Below are 13,470 nucleotides of genomic sequence, written 5' to 3' on the forward strand. Positions count from 1 at the left end.
TGCCTCGTGTTTGCTGGGTGTGCGCGCAGTCACGACTGAGTGAGTGACGGCGTATCGGTTCTCGCGATCCTGTGAGCAGACTTGCGCCGGCGGCAGGTTCGCAAGCGGAACATTACCGAGCGTTTGCTCGGCGACGATTGCTGCAGCAACGTTCGGTCCGCAGGCATAAGCGCAACGCATTCCTGCGCCGCCATATCAACATTTGCCGCTGCCGAATTACTTCAATTATATGAAGCGAATTTGGAATATTCCTTGGGAGAGCTGGGTGATTGGCGTTTGCGATTTCGGCGCCAGCGTCGCGCGGCTACCGAAGCGGCGGTTCGTCGACAACAACAAGCGGGCTCGTACCGATAACGCATACCGGCAGCGCAGCCGGGTGCGAACGAGTTGACGAAACATGCATGACCACTGTGGGACGCGCGGAGCCTCGTCAAGCAGCGTCGAATTCGATGACAAAGGTTGGCCTGCCTGGCCGGATCGAGAGGATCTGTCGGCCGAGTTCGTCAAGCTGCTGGCCGCCGCGCAGGAAGGCGGTTCGACGGTCTCCGAATGCTGGTTGACCTTGAGCAAGATCAACCTCGCGTCGGAGAGCTCGTGGTCCGAGCAGTGGATCAAGACCGCGGAACTGAACGAGGCGCGCGCCGAGCATTCGTTGCTGAACAACAATCTGGTCACCGCCCGTCGCAATTGGCTGCGGGCCACGAGCTACTTTCACGCCGCCGCAAGGCCTCCCGGATACGCCAACGAGTTGCTGACACGTGCCGTCGACGGCATGCGGCGATGTGCAACCAGCTTTTTGAAGACCCGGGTTCCGGCCGGCCAGGTGCTCTCGATTCCGTGGACCGAAGACCTGTCGCTTCAGGCCTATTACCTGCCGTCGGCGTTTCGCGACGATGGGCCCGTCATCGTCTGCATCGGCGAGCCGGGTTCCTACAAGGAAGAGTTGATCACCAAATACGCCGGTCATGCGAACGAGCGCGGCTTCTCGCTGCTCGCCATGGACCTGCTCGGAACGCAGGCGGCGCTGTCGCCGGAACGGCTCGACGGCCACAAGTTCGAAGCCGCCATGAGTCGTGTCCTGGACTTTCTTTCGGAGAAGCCCGGTGTCGACAGCACGCGGATCGCCATCGTGGCTGATGCGTGCAATTCCTCCCTGGTGGCCCGCGCGGCAGCAAGTGATGCCCGGTTTGCCGCCGCCGTTTGCGATGCCGGAATATGGGACTCGCACGAAAGAAGCTTCTTCTATCGGCAAGCAGGCGACAATGCGCAGACCGGATGGCTCGAGGAGGCCAATGCGATCTCGCGCAGCATCGAATGTCCGCTGCTCGTCACCGCGGGCGAAGCCGGCTGGCTGCTTCCAGGTGCGTTGACTGAATTCGGCAATCAATTGGGCAACAGTCATCGCGACGCCAGCCTGATCCTGTTCCGTCGTGCCGAAACCGCTGCCATGCAAGGACATATCGATAATCCCACTCTGGCCAATGAAGTCATCTTCGACTGGCTCGAAGACCGGCTTCGGCTGAGAAAGGGCTTGTCCTGAAGCTACAGCGGCGAGGGCCGATGCGCTCATACCGCCTGACCCGCCTTCAGCAATGAGCAGCCGGTGATCTTCAAGCTGCCGTCGGCCTGCCGCTCCAGCGTGTAAAGCGCCTCCCACGCCTCGCCATCGGCGTCGACGATATGAACGCGCTGGGCAATCCGGTCGCCCGCGCTCTGCGCTTCGCCGAACTCGAAGCTTCGGTGGCGATAGACCGGCGCGTATTGGCGCTGCACCATCGACATGAAGATCTCGGCCTGCGGAAAGATCTGCCGGATCGCAGGCGCGGCATAGGAATAGGCGCCAGCTGCGTCGTCGCGGCCGAACGCCTGCTCCTGGGCGCGGATCACGTCCTGCGCTGCCCTGACATCGTCGGCCGCGGCCGGCGAGGTGAGGGTGAACAGGATGGCGGCAATGAGGGCGATCGCGCGCATTGGTCTGCTCCCTGATCAATGACTGAGCATACGCAAAAGACGCCGCCGCGGTTTCATGCCCAGACGTTTTCGATCAAAATTGATCTGCCGCAAGGCCCCTTCCAGCCGGCGCATTAGCGTTCGGTCGTCAAGCTTGGAGGAACGCCATGACCTTGGATACCATTCTCGTCGTCATCGCCGTGACCATGATGTTCGCGACGGTCGCTTTCGTGATCGCCTACGGCGACAGGCAAACGCGCAACCTGTGACGGCGCAGCCGGACGGTCGCGCCGCTATCGAATCGAGCCCTTGAAATTGTCGATGTCGCGTGAAGGGCGGGCAGGAAACAGCCGTGCGGTCGAGGAGTTGTCGAGCCGGCGCCTGCATTTTGCTTCATCGCTGTCCTGGTCGGTGCGCTTTTTGGCAAAGACGTCGTCCTGCCGGTTGACGATCAGCATCGCATGGTCGCGCTCGAGTGTGTCCGGATTCTTGCGCCGCTCGTCGGAGCGGAACGCGCCGCCGGTGATCTTGCCCGTCATCTCGTAGTCGCAGCCGGCTTTCCAGTCGCCCTGGTCCCATTTCCATCCCTTGGCCGTCACGGCGCCGTTGCCGTCGGCGGTGACCTTGATGACGGCGTTGTAGGCGAGCCAGACCCCGGCAAGCCCGCTGCGCTTGTCGTCGAAGCCTTCGAGAAGCGCCAGGCGCTCGCGCTGCAGGCCGTCGACGTGATCGCGCGCATCGACGGTGAAATGCACCTGCGAGCTCTGCTTGTTCCAGGCCGGATGCAGGAATTCCGGATATTGCTCGGTCTGGCTCTTCACCCAGTTGCGCTGATCGTCGATCAGCGCGCGCCGCGTCGCTTCGTCGAGCCGCGGCTGCAACGCCTTCCATGCTCGGTTCAACCGCTGGTCGTTGCCGGCGAGATCAGGATCGGCGCAGATTTCTTCGTCGGTCGCGGTCTCGGGTTTGGTGCAGTCGAAGGTCGGTGTGACGAAGGTGGTGTCCGCCTTGTCGGATGCCGCATCCTTGCCGGCGGCAAAATAGCTGCCCGTGACCTGCCACATCGACGAGCAGTCGTTGAACCCGTCCCAGCCCTCGTCATCGATGGTCCCGACGATCCGCAAGGTCTCGCCCTGGCGGCGGAGCTTTAACGACGGCGGCTTGGCGGGAGCGGCGGCTGCGTCGGTCTTCGCCTTATTGGACGATGTATCCGCTTCGGTCACTACGGGACCGGCGAGCCAGCCGCCGCCTGCGGGTTTCAGATCGGCGGTCAGCTGGCAGGTGCGCCGGCGGTCGCCGCCATAGTCGCCGCGCAGATCGGCGGCGAGGCGATAGGCGCCGCTATCGGCCGGCGTCAGCGTGATGCTGCCGAAGGCGTTGACCCAGGTGCCGGCGATGCCGGGCCGGCCGGATGCGATTGCCTCGAGCGCGGCCGCGCGGCGGCGCAAGGTCTCGGCAAAAGCCTGCTTCAACTCGTCCGCGTCGGCATCGGTGAGCACCCCGGCGGCGTCGATGATCATCTCGTTGAACCAGGCCTGGTCGCGCTTCAGCAGCGGCTTGACGTTGGCCGGCATTTTGCCGAGCGCCGCGTCGAACGCCTTGTCGATCTGCGCCACCAGCCTGTCGGTGCCGGCCTTCTTGCAGGCGGCAGTCTTGATCGTGGCGTCGCCATTGTCGCCGCACAGCGTGATCGTGGTCGGCGCGCTGCTCGATGCGCGTAGGAAATCGTCCATCGCAACGGACGGAGCGGACGCAAGGACCGAGATGGCCGCGACGGCGGCGGCAAGCCGTGGGGAGCAAGGCATCGACGTCACCCGCAACGCCGCGACACGCGGCCCTTGCGGCTTGGGTCGCGCACCGCCTGCGCCGGGTTCAAAACGTCGGCGGGGTGCAGGCCGAAATCACCTCGCACGGCTTGGCGCCGATGCAGCGGAAGCGGTGCGGGCGGCGGCTTTCGAAGTAATAGGCGTCGCCGGCGTTGAGCACCCGCCGCTCGTCGTCGACCGTGACCTCGAGCCGGCCCGAGACCACGATGCCGCCTTCCTCGCCCTCATGCACCAGCGGCACCCGGCCGGTGTCGCTGCCGGGCTCGTAGCGCTCCTTCAGGATCTGCAACGCGCGTCCGAACAGGCTGTCGCCGATCTGCAGGTAGGAGATCGGCTTCTTGCCGATCTCGGTCAGCTCGTCGGCGCGGTAGAACGCCTTGCGCGGCCGCTCCGGCTCGATCGCGAAGAATTCCGCAAGTCCCATCGGAATGCCGTCAAGGATGCGTTTGAGCGCGCCGACCGACGGGTTCATCTGGTTGGATTCGATCAGCGAAATCGTCGAATTGGTCACGCCGGAGCGCTTGGCGAGTTCGCGCTGCGACAGCTTGTGCCGCGCGCGAATGAATCGAAGCCGACCGCCGATGTCGACGCTCATGACAGTCCCCTTGGTAAATCCCTGTTGCAGGTGTTGCGGATCGAACAAATCTTCGCAGACCGCCTCAACAAGATCAATGGCTTGCGCTGCGACAGAAAAGGACTTGTTGAGTGCCGTGAAGAGTGGTCCGACTACGCTAACCAACAATGGAGCGCCGCCGTGACCGTTCATCAGATTCCGAACACCATCAAGACCGATTCGTTCTGGATGCCCTTCACGGCCAACCGGCAGTTCAAGAAGGCGCCGCGGCTGTTCTCCTCCGCCAAGGGTATGTACTACACCTCGGTCGACGGCCGGCAGGTGATCGACGGCTCCGCCGGCCTGTGGTGCGTCAACGCCGGCCATGGCCGCCCGCAGATCGCGGCCGCGGTCGAGCGTCAGCTGTCGACGCTGGACTTCGCGCCGTCCTTCAACATGGGCCACCCGCTGGCGTTCGATTTCGCCGAGCGTCTCGCCGAGATCGCCCCGAAGGGGCTGGACCGGATCTTCTTCACCAATTCGGGCTCTGAGTCGGTCGATACCGCGCTGAAGATCGCGCTGGCCTATCACCGCGCCGCCGGTCAGCCGACCCGCACCCGCCTGATCGGCCGCGAGCGCGGCTATCACGGCGTCGGCTTCGGCGGCATGTCGGTCGGCGGCATGGTCGCCAACCGCCGCCAGTTCGCGACCCATCTGCCTGGTGTCGATCACATCCGTCATACCCATGATCTCGCCCGCAACGCCTTCGCCAAGGACCAGCCGGACCACGGCGCCGAGCTCGCCGACGACGTCGAGCGGATGGTCGCGCTGCATGGTGCCGACACCATCGCCGCCGTGATCGTCGAGCCCGTGCCGGGCTCGACCGCGGTACTGCCGGCGCCGAAGGGCTATCTGCAGCGGCTGCGCGAGCTCTGCACCAAGCACGGCATCCTGTTGATCTTCGACGAGGTCATCACCGGCTTCGGCCGTCTCGGCACCCCGTTCGCCGCCAACTTCTACGGCGTGACGCCGGACATGATGACCACCGCCAAGGGCATCACCAACGGCACCGTGCCGTGCGGCGCGGTGTTCGCCAGCCGCCAGGTCCATGACGGGCTGATGGTCGGCCCCGACAACGCCATGGAGCTGTTCCACGGCTACACCTATTCGGCGCATCCGGTGGCCTGCGCGGCGGGTCTTGCCACGCTCGACATCTACAAGGACGAGGGCCTGCTGACCCGCGGCGCCGCGATCGCCGACTACTGGCGCGATGCGCTGCATTCGCTGAAGGGCCTGCCGCATGTCGTCGACATCCGCAACCAGGGCCTGATGGGCGCGGTCGAGCTCTCGCCGCGTGACGGCGTCGTCGGCGCGCGCGGTTACGACGTGATGGTCGATTGCTTCAACACCGGCCTCTACTTCCGCATGAGCGGCGACTCGCTCGCGCTGTCGCCGCCCTTGATCGTCGAGAAGTCGCATATCGACGACATCGTCTCGATCCTGGGCGACTCGATCAAGCGCGTGGCCTGATAATTGCTAGCTAGATTCTAGCTGGCTCTACAAATTGCTGTCGCCGTTGCGAAGCAGAGTGGTTTCGCAGCGGCGATTGCGTTTTCGCTGCAGGATGTGAGGAAAAGTGAAGGTCCTGGTTCTCGGCAGTGGCGTGATCGGCGTCACCTCGGCCTATTATCTCGCGCGCGCCGGCCATGAGGTGACGGTGATCGACCGTCAGCCGAAGCCCGCGCTCGAAACCTCCTTTGCCAATGCCGGCGAAGTGTCGCCCGGATACTCGTCGCCATGGGCCGGCCCGGGCGTGCCGGTGAAGGCGGTGAAGTGGCTGCTGATGAAGCACGGCCCGCTGGTGATCCGCCCCAAGCTCGATCCGGTGATGTGGCTGTGGCTGCTCAAGATGCTGCGCAACTGCACCACGGCGCGCTACGCGGCGAACAAGGCCCGGATGATCCCGATCGCGGAGTACAGCCGCGACTGCCTGCAGGCGCTGCGCAACGAAATCGGCATCAAATACGACGAGCGCGCGCAAGGCACCTTGCAGCTGTTTCGCGAGCAGGCCCAGCTCGATCACACCGGCGGCGACATCGACGTGCTGAAGCAGTATGGCGTGCCGTTCGAGGTGCTCGATCGCGAGGGCTGCATCAAAGCCGAGCCGGCGCTGGCCGGCGTCAAGCAGAAATTCGCCGGCGGGCTGCGGCTGCCGCATGACGAGACCGGCGACTGCCACATGTTCACGCAGGCCCTGGCGCTGGAAGCCGAGAAGATCGGCGTGCGCTTCAACTTCAATGTCGGCATCGACGGGTTGAATGCGGACGCAACCCGCATCACCGTCGTTGCGACCAGCGCCGGGATGATGACCGCGGACGCCTACGTCCTCGCGCTCGGCAGCTATTCGCCGCATCTGGTGCGGCCGCTCGGCATCTCGCTGCCGGTCTATCCGGTGAAGGGTTATTCGATCACGGTGCCGATCAAGGACGCGTCCGGCGCGCCGGAATCGACCGTGATGGACGAGAGCTACAAGGTCGCGATCACTCGGCTCGGCGACCGCATCCGGGTCGGCGGCACCGCCGAGATCTCGGGCTATTCGACCAAGCTCTACGACGCGCGGCGCGCGACGCTGGACCATTCGCTGACCGATCTGTTTCCGCGCGGCGGCGCCCTTTCCAAGGCCACGTTCTGGTGCGGCCTGCGCCCGATGACGCCGGACGGCCCGCCGGTGATCGGCGCGACGCGCTATTCGAACCTGCACCTCAACACCGGCCACGGCACGCTCGGCTGGACCATGGCCTGCGGCTCCGGCCGGGTGCTGGCCGACATGCTCTCCGGCAAGACGCCCGAGATCGACACCAAGGAGCTGTCGATCAATCGCTACGATCACAGGTTCGGCTGAGGGCCGCTTCATCGCAGGAGGCGCGTGCATGCAGACGCAAGAGACCGTTGCCGGATACGAGATATCGACCGATGCACGCCGCCTGAACCTGGACGTGATTCACGCCTTCCTGGCGCAAGAAAGCTACTGGTCGCAGGGTGTCCCGAGATCGGTCGTGGAGCGGGCGATCGCCAATTCGCTGTGCTTCGGTGTGTATCACGGCGACGTACAAGTCGGCTTTGCGCGTGTCGTCACCGACAGGTCGACCTTCGCCCTGCTTGCCGATGTCTTCGTTCTCAAAGGACATCGCGGCAAGGGGCTATCCAAATGGCTGGTGCGCTGCGTCGTCGAGCACGAGGATCTGCAAGGCCTGAGGCGCTTCCTGCTCGCGACCTCGGATGCGCATGGGCTGTATCGCCAATTCGGATTCGACGCGCTCGGCAATCCATCGCGCTTCATGGAAGTCTTTCGCCCGGATATCTATCGCTCGCGTTGACGGGCTCTCCGGTTGTCTTCATTTGTGCGATCGGGACCGTCTGTGCAGTTTCGCACAACTGGCGTGACTGTGTTTCCTGATCGCCACGGGCACGATGACCCGTCCAGGCGAGCCTATGCCGCGCCTATGCGGCATGTCGCTCAGCGCTCTCGAATTCATATCCCGTCCTGAAGATATTGACCCCGAACGCTCCCGCATCGTGCAGGCCGGCCGACACGCGGCCGGTTGCGCGCGAGGGCGAACGCGAACAGGTGACATGATGTCTTCGATTGAATTGGCCGCCGGCGACCGGATTCTCGAGCCGATGATCGCGCTGGCAGGCTGCTCGACGCAGCAGCGCATCGTCGTGGCCGGCACGAGGAGCATCGAACTGATGCTCGAATTGCAGCGGCGCGGCTTCCTGCGAACCGCTTCGACTGCCAATTGCGGCCGTGCGGCCGCGCAATATGACGCCGCGCTGGTCGATTGGCGGCGGCGCACGCTTCACGCGCTCGAGCCGACGCTTGACTGGCTGACGAATTTCCTCACTGCACGCGCAGTGCTGGTGGTGTGGCTCGACGCGCAGAAGCCGGCGGCCAACCAGAGCCTGCGGACCGCGCTGGAGCGGCGCGGCTTTGTCGTCGAGCAAGGCATCGTGCACCAATGCGGTTGCGCGCTGTCGGCACGCAGGTCGCAGGCTGATCCGCTGCGCCTCGCGGCCTGATGCGAACGGGAGGAAATCCGGATGTCCAAGGTACGACGCACGGTCATTCGCGAGTGGATGACCCTCACGCGCGAGAAGCGGCAGTCCAGCGCGCAGGCATCGGCCTTCGCGACATCCGCGCTGCAGCGGCATCGCCTGCCGCGCAGCCGACGAACGCCACATGCGGTCATCATGACCTGGCTCTCGCCACGCACCGGCCGCCCTTGAAGCGCGCCTCGTTGGCTCATGCGGGCCATTTGGGACCGGTTAACGCGATGGCCTTCGAGTGGTCTTCTTCGCAGGCCTTGTCGTCAGCACCGGGTTCGCCGGCAGCACGCGCAAGCCGTCCACGAACACGTCCAGCAGCCTGAGCGCGGTGGTCTGCCAGCCCGGCTGGTCGTGCATGTAGCACATGCCGATCAGCGCGCGCAGCACGTCCTCGGCGCTGATGTCGTCGCGGATCGCGCCGGCCGCGACCGCGCGCGATAGGAGTGTGCCGATCGCCTTGGTCAGGCGATCGAACGAGTAGGCCTGCAGTTCGCTCGAGCCGGCCGCGACCAGCGCCAGCGCGGCCACCATGCCCTTCTTGGTCGCGACGAATTGGACATTGGCGCGCAGCCAGCGCCGCAACGCCTCGACGGGTTCGGGGGCGTTCTGCAGCTGTTCGGCCAGGTCGCCGAGCTGTTCGACCTCGCGGCGATAGACCGCCTCATACAGTGCTTCGCGGGTCGGGAAGTGGCGATACAGCGTGCCGATGCCGACGCCGGCCTGCCGCGCCACCGCCTCCAGGCTCGCTTCGCTGCCGCCGGCGGAGAACACGGCCTTGGCCGCTTCCAGCACGCGCTCGCGGTTGCGCACCGCATCGGCGCGCGGCTTGCGGACAATTTCTGGTGATGAGCCGGCCATTGCTTTTTCTTTTCACCCTCCCTTGTAAACGGAGGATGCCTCCGTATATGGCGACCAGCACCGGGCCTGACAAGGCGCGCCGACCCCCTGGATCGGCGGCCACGGGTCTGCGTTGCCTCGATTCAACCCGACCATACACGGATCGGAGCGCCTTGCATGAATCTCCCACTCAGTCTCACCATTAACGGGGTCCGCCGAGACATTGTCCTCGACGATCCCCGCGTCACGCTGCTCGACCTGCTGCGCGAGCGGCTCGACCTCACCGGAACCAAGAAGGGATGCGACCGCGGCCAGTGCGGCGCATGCACCATTTTGGTCGACGGCCGCCGCATCAATTCCTGCCTCGCGCTCGCCGTCAGCCATGACGGCGCCGAGATCACAACCATCGAAGGCGTCGGGCGCGGCGGCGAGCTGCACCCGGTGCAGGCCGCCTTCATCGCCCATGACGGCTTCCAGTGCGGCTTCTGCACGCCGGGCCAGATCATGAGCGGCATCGGCCTGATCCAGGAGGGCCAGGCCGGCGATGATCCGGAGCGCGTGCGCGAATGCATGAGCGGCAATCTGTGCCGATGCGGCGCCTATGCCGGGATCACCGAGGCCGTGCTCGAGGCACAATCCAACATGACCGCCACCAAGCAGAGGCGCTCCGCATGATGAATTTCGATTATGTCAGGCCGGCCAATGTCGCGGATGCGATCGCGGCAGCTTCCGAAAAGGGCGCGAGCTATCTGGCGTCCGGCACCAATCTGCTCGACCTGATGAAGGGCGGCGTCAGCCGGCCGAGCGTTCTCGTCGACGTCACGCGGCTGCCGGGGCTCGATCGTATCGAACGTCTCGCCGACGGTTCGCTCCGCATCGGCGCGCTGGTGCGCAATGCCGATCTCGCGCATGACGCTGACTTCGCGCGCAACTATCCCGCGGTCGCCGAGGCGCTGCTGTCGGGCGCATCGGCCCAGCTGCGCAACGCCGCGACCGTCGGCGGCAACCTGATGCAGCGGACCCGCTGTGCCTATTTCTACGACGCCGGCAGCGCCTGCAACCGGCGCTGGCCGGGCGCCGGCTGCGACGCGCTCAAAGGTGAGAACCGCCTGCACGCGGTGCTCGGCTGGAGCGAGGGTTGCATCGCGACCCATCCGTCGGACTTCTGCGTGCCGCTGGTCGCGCTCGATGCCGTCGTCGAGATCGAGGGCAAGGACGGCCGCCGTGAACTGCCGCTCGATGCGCTGCATCGTTTGCCCGGCGAGACGCCGGAGCGGGAGACCGCGCTGGAGCGCGGCGATCTGATCGTCGCGCTGCGGCTGCCTGGCGAGGCGAAAGACTTCGCCGGCCATGCCCGCTACATCAAGGTCCGCGAGCGCACGTCCTATGCGTTCGCGGTGGTCTCGTCCGTCGCTGCCTTGCGCATCGAGGACGGGAAAATCCGCGAAGCCCGGCTTGCGCTCGGCGGCGTCGCCGCAAAGCCGTGGCGGGCGCGCGAGGCCGAGCAGGTGCTGGCCGGTGCCACGCCCGATGCGGCCCGCTATCGCGAGGCGGCGCGGGCCGCACTCGCCGGTGCAAAGCCGTCCGGCGACAACGCCTTCAAGATCGAGCTTGCGCAGCGCATCATCGTGCGCGCGCTCACCCTTGCTGCCAGAGGCACGCCGGATCGTATTCCGGCGCTGCCGGGCTCTCCCTTCTCGTCCGTTGCAGGAGCGTGACGCATGACGCTTGAGATCAGTCTGACCCGCGACCCCGCCCATATCCGCCATGGCTCGAACATCGGCCAGCCGATGACCCGCACCGACGGCGTGCTCAAAGTCACCGGCAAGGCCCGCTATGCCGCCGACAATCATCCGCCCGGCATGCTCTATGCCGTGATCGCGAGCAGCTGCATCGCGCGCGGCCGCGTCAAATCGCTCGACGTCGCCGCTGCCAAGCGCCATCCCGGCGTGCTCGACGTGATGACGCCGGCGCACAAGCCGGAGCTTGCGGAAGACCCCGACGCCAAGGGCAATCCGTTCGCCTTCCGGATGGAGCTGTTGCAGAGCGACGAGGTGCGCTACGCCAATCAGGCGATCGCGGTCGTGATCGCCGAGACGCTGGAAGCAGCGACCGAAGGCGCCGCGCTGTTGTCGCCGCGTTACCAGGTCGAGATCGCGCGCGTCGGCCTCGACGCCACTGAGGCCTATGCGCCGCCGGTGGTCGGCATCGGCAATCCGGCCGAAGTCCGCCACGGCGATATCGATGCCGGAATGGCTGCCGCCTCGAAGCTGACCGACTCCACCTACGAGACCCCGGCGCAGTATCACAACGCGATGGAGCCGCACGCGATCGTCGCGGTGTGGGATGGCGACCGGCTGTTCATCGATACGCCGAGCCAGGGCATGGGGTTCGCGCAGATGCGCATCGCCGGGCTGTTCGGCATTTCGCCGGCGAATATCCATATCAACAGCCCGTTCCTGGGCGGCGGCTTCGGCTCCAAGGGGCTGATCTCCGGCCCGCAGGTGCTCGGCATCATGGCCGCGAAGCTGATTGGGCGTCCGGTCAAGCTGGTGCTGCGACGCAGTCAGATGTATGGCCCGGTCGGCCACCGTCCGCCGACCCGCCAGCGCATCCGGATCGGCACCGACGATGCCGGCGCGCTGACCGCGATCAACCATGAAGCGCGCGTCACGACGTCGAGCTTCGACGACTTCTACGAGCCCGCGGCCGACGCCTCGCACACGCTCTATGCCAGCCCGGCGATCCGCACCGCGCATGAGGCGGTCCGCGTCGACACCGGCACGCCGCTGTTCATGCGCGCGCCGGGCGAGGCCACCGGATCGATCGTGCTGGAAAGCGCGATCGACGAGGCGGCGTTCGCCTGCGGCATCGATCCGCTGGAGTTCCGGCTGAAGAACTATGCCGAGGTCGAGCCGACCACCGGCAAGCCGTTCTCCTCCAAGGCGCTGCGCCAGTGCTACGCCAGGGCGGCCGAGCGTTTCGGCTGGGCGGGACGTCCGCTGCAGCCGCGCCAGATGCGCGACGAGAACGGCTTCCTGGTCGGCTGGGGAGTCGGCACCGCGACGTTCCCGGCCATCATGTTCCAAGGCAATGCGCGCGCGGTGATCCGTGCCGACGGCAAGGGCGTGATGGAGACCGGTGCGCACGACATGGGGCAGGGCGCCTGGACCGCGCTGGCGCAGATCTCGGCCGACTCGCTCGGTCTCGATTTCGACCAGCTGACGTTCCGCTCCGGCAGCTCCGATCTGCCGGACGCCGGCATTGCCGGTGGTTCGGGGCATACCGCAACTGTCGGCGCAGCGATCCATAACGCAGGTGCTGCGGTGATCGCAAAACTCGCCGAGCTTGCGACCTCGGATGAGCGCTCGCCGCTGTTCGGCGCCGGCAATGCCGGCGTGGTGGCGCGCGGTGGACGCCTGCATCGCCGCGACGACGACGCACGCAGCGAAAGCTATGCCGAGATCCTGGCGCGCGCCGGCGTCGCCGAGGTTGAGGGCAGCGGCACTGGTGCGGCCGACGCAACGGCGCAATCGCAATATGCGATGCACGCGCATGGCGCCGTGTTCGCCGAGGTCAAGGTCGATCCGGAGCTCGGCCAGATCCGCGCCACGCGGATGGTTGGCGCCTTCGCCGCAGGCCGCATCATCAATCCGCTGATGGTGCGGAGCCAGCTCTACGGCGGCATGATCTGGGGCCTCTCATTCGCGCTGCACGAGGAGGCCGTGATGGACCATCGTTCGGGGCGCATCCTGAATGCGAACCTCGCCGAGTATCATGTGCCTGTTAATGCCGACGTGCCGCCGATGGAGGTCATCACGGTCGACGAGCACGATCCGCACGTCAATCCGCTCGGCATCAAGGGTGTCGGCGAGATCGGCATCACCGGTAGCGCCGGCGCCGTCGCCAACGCGGTCTTCCACGCCACCGGCATCCGGGTGCGCAATTTCCCGATCAAGATCGAGGACGTGGTGATGGGGCTGAGCGGCTAACGCTCTTCGTCATTGCGAGCGCAGCGAAGCAATCCATTCCTACGCGCATGCGGAGCCATGGATTGCGTCGTCGCTTCGCTCCTCGCAATTACGAATCGCGAACCCGCCATCGTCGTCGTCCCGGCGAAGGCCGGGACCATAACCACCAACGTGAGTTGTTGCGCGAAGCTGGGGCCGCAGCCTTCTTCAACAACACAGCCCTGTG

The 13,470-nt window shown here is 65.8% G+C and carries 13 protein-coding genes; 9 read left to right on the forward strand and 4 right to left on the reverse strand.

Features of this window, described 5'->3' with window-relative positions; all coding sequences use genetic code 11:
- The first annotated feature begins 397 nt into the window (after positions 1-397).
- Positions 398-1,540: a hypothetical protein gene (locus ACTUWL_RS23755; RefSeq protein WP_021081868.1), complete on the forward strand. Its 1,143-nt coding sequence runs from the start codon at positions 398-400 to the stop codon at positions 1,538-1,540.
- A 26-nt stretch (positions 1,541-1,566) separates the two neighbouring features.
- Here ACTUWL_RS23755 and ACTUWL_RS23760 read toward each other — a convergent pair whose 3' ends face one another.
- From ACTUWL_RS23760 to ACTUWL_RS23770, 3 genes are all read right to left on the reverse strand, one after another.
- Entirely contained in the window at positions 1,567-1,971 is a 405-nt protein-coding gene (locus tag ACTUWL_RS23760) for a DUF4864 domain-containing protein (protein WP_021081867.1), read from the reverse strand.
- A gap of 272 nt (positions 1,972-2,243) precedes the next feature.
- On the reverse strand, positions 2,244-3,755 hold the full coding sequence (locus ACTUWL_RS23765) for a lysozyme inhibitor LprI family protein (protein ID WP_106940534.1): 1,512 nt from the start codon (positions 3,753-3,755) through the stop codon (positions 2,244-2,246).
- Positions 3,756-3,822: 67 nt separating this feature from the next.
- Positions 3,823-4,371 (reverse strand): cupin domain-containing protein, encoded by a 549-nt coding sequence (locus ACTUWL_RS23770; protein WP_018273259.1) that lies wholly within the window; start codon positions 4,369-4,371, stop codon positions 3,823-3,825.
- 159 nt (positions 4,372-4,530) lie between these two features.
- Here ACTUWL_RS23770 and ACTUWL_RS23775 point away from each other — a divergent pair, with 159 nt between their 5' ends.
- The 5 genes from ACTUWL_RS23775 to ACTUWL_RS23795 all read left to right on the forward strand — a co-directional run bounded on the left by ACTUWL_RS23775 (position 4,531) and on the right by ACTUWL_RS23795 (position 8,616).
- Positions 4,531-5,859 (forward strand): aspartate aminotransferase family protein, encoded by a 1,329-nt coding sequence (locus tag ACTUWL_RS23775; protein ID WP_021081864.1) that lies wholly within the window; start codon positions 4,531-4,533, stop codon positions 5,857-5,859.
- 106 nt (positions 5,860-5,965) lie between these two features.
- Positions 5,966-7,231 carry a D-amino acid dehydrogenase gene (locus ACTUWL_RS23780; protein ID WP_021081863.1) on the forward strand — a complete coding sequence of 422 codons (1,266 nt, stop codon included), beginning with the start codon at positions 5,966-5,968 and terminating at the stop codon, positions 7,229-7,231.
- Between the two features lie 28 nt (positions 7,232-7,259).
- A complete protein-coding gene (locus ACTUWL_RS23785) occupies positions 7,260-7,706 on the forward strand; it encodes a GNAT family N-acetyltransferase (RefSeq protein ID WP_021081862.1) in 447 nt (148 codons plus the stop codon).
- Between the two features lie 256 nt (positions 7,707-7,962).
- On the forward strand, positions 7,963-8,409 hold the full coding sequence (locus ACTUWL_RS23790) for a hypothetical protein (protein WP_035653303.1): 447 nt from the start codon (positions 7,963-7,965) through the stop codon (positions 8,407-8,409).
- 21 nt (positions 8,410-8,430) lie between these two features.
- Positions 8,431-8,616 (forward strand): hypothetical protein, encoded by a 186-nt coding sequence (locus ACTUWL_RS23795; RefSeq protein ID WP_021081860.1) that lies wholly within the window; start codon positions 8,431-8,433, stop codon positions 8,614-8,616.
- 39 nt (positions 8,617-8,655) lie between these two features.
- Here the strand turns inward: ACTUWL_RS23795 and ACTUWL_RS23800 are convergent, their stop codons facing one another.
- Positions 8,656-9,294 (reverse strand): TetR/AcrR family transcriptional regulator, encoded by a 639-nt coding sequence (locus ACTUWL_RS23800; RefSeq protein WP_021081859.1) that lies wholly within the window; start codon positions 9,292-9,294, stop codon positions 8,656-8,658.
- Between the two features lie 156 nt (positions 9,295-9,450).
- Between ACTUWL_RS23800 and ACTUWL_RS23805 the strand changes: the two genes are divergently transcribed.
- Genes ACTUWL_RS23805 through ACTUWL_RS23815 form a run of 3 tightly spaced genes read left to right on the forward strand, consistent with a single transcriptional unit; the run spans position 9,451 to position 13,265 of the window.
- Complete coding sequence (locus tag ACTUWL_RS23805) at positions 9,451-9,948, forward strand: (2Fe-2S)-binding protein (protein WP_021081858.1); 498 nt, start codon at positions 9,451-9,453, stop codon at positions 9,946-9,948.
- Positions 9,945-10,991: an FAD binding domain-containing protein gene (locus ACTUWL_RS23810; protein WP_021081857.1), complete on the forward strand. Its 1,047-nt coding sequence runs from the start codon at positions 9,945-9,947 to the stop codon at positions 10,989-10,991. Before ACTUWL_RS23805 ends, ACTUWL_RS23810 begins: the two co-directional genes overlap by 4 nt.
- Before the next feature lie 3 nt (positions 10,992-10,994).
- Entirely contained in the window at positions 10,995-13,265 is a 2,271-nt protein-coding gene (locus ACTUWL_RS23815) for a xanthine dehydrogenase family protein molybdopterin-binding subunit (protein WP_021081856.1), read from the forward strand.
- The last annotated feature ends 205 nt before the right edge of the window (positions 13,266-13,470 follow it).

Source organism: Bradyrhizobium sp. WCU1 (assembly GCF_053474805.1).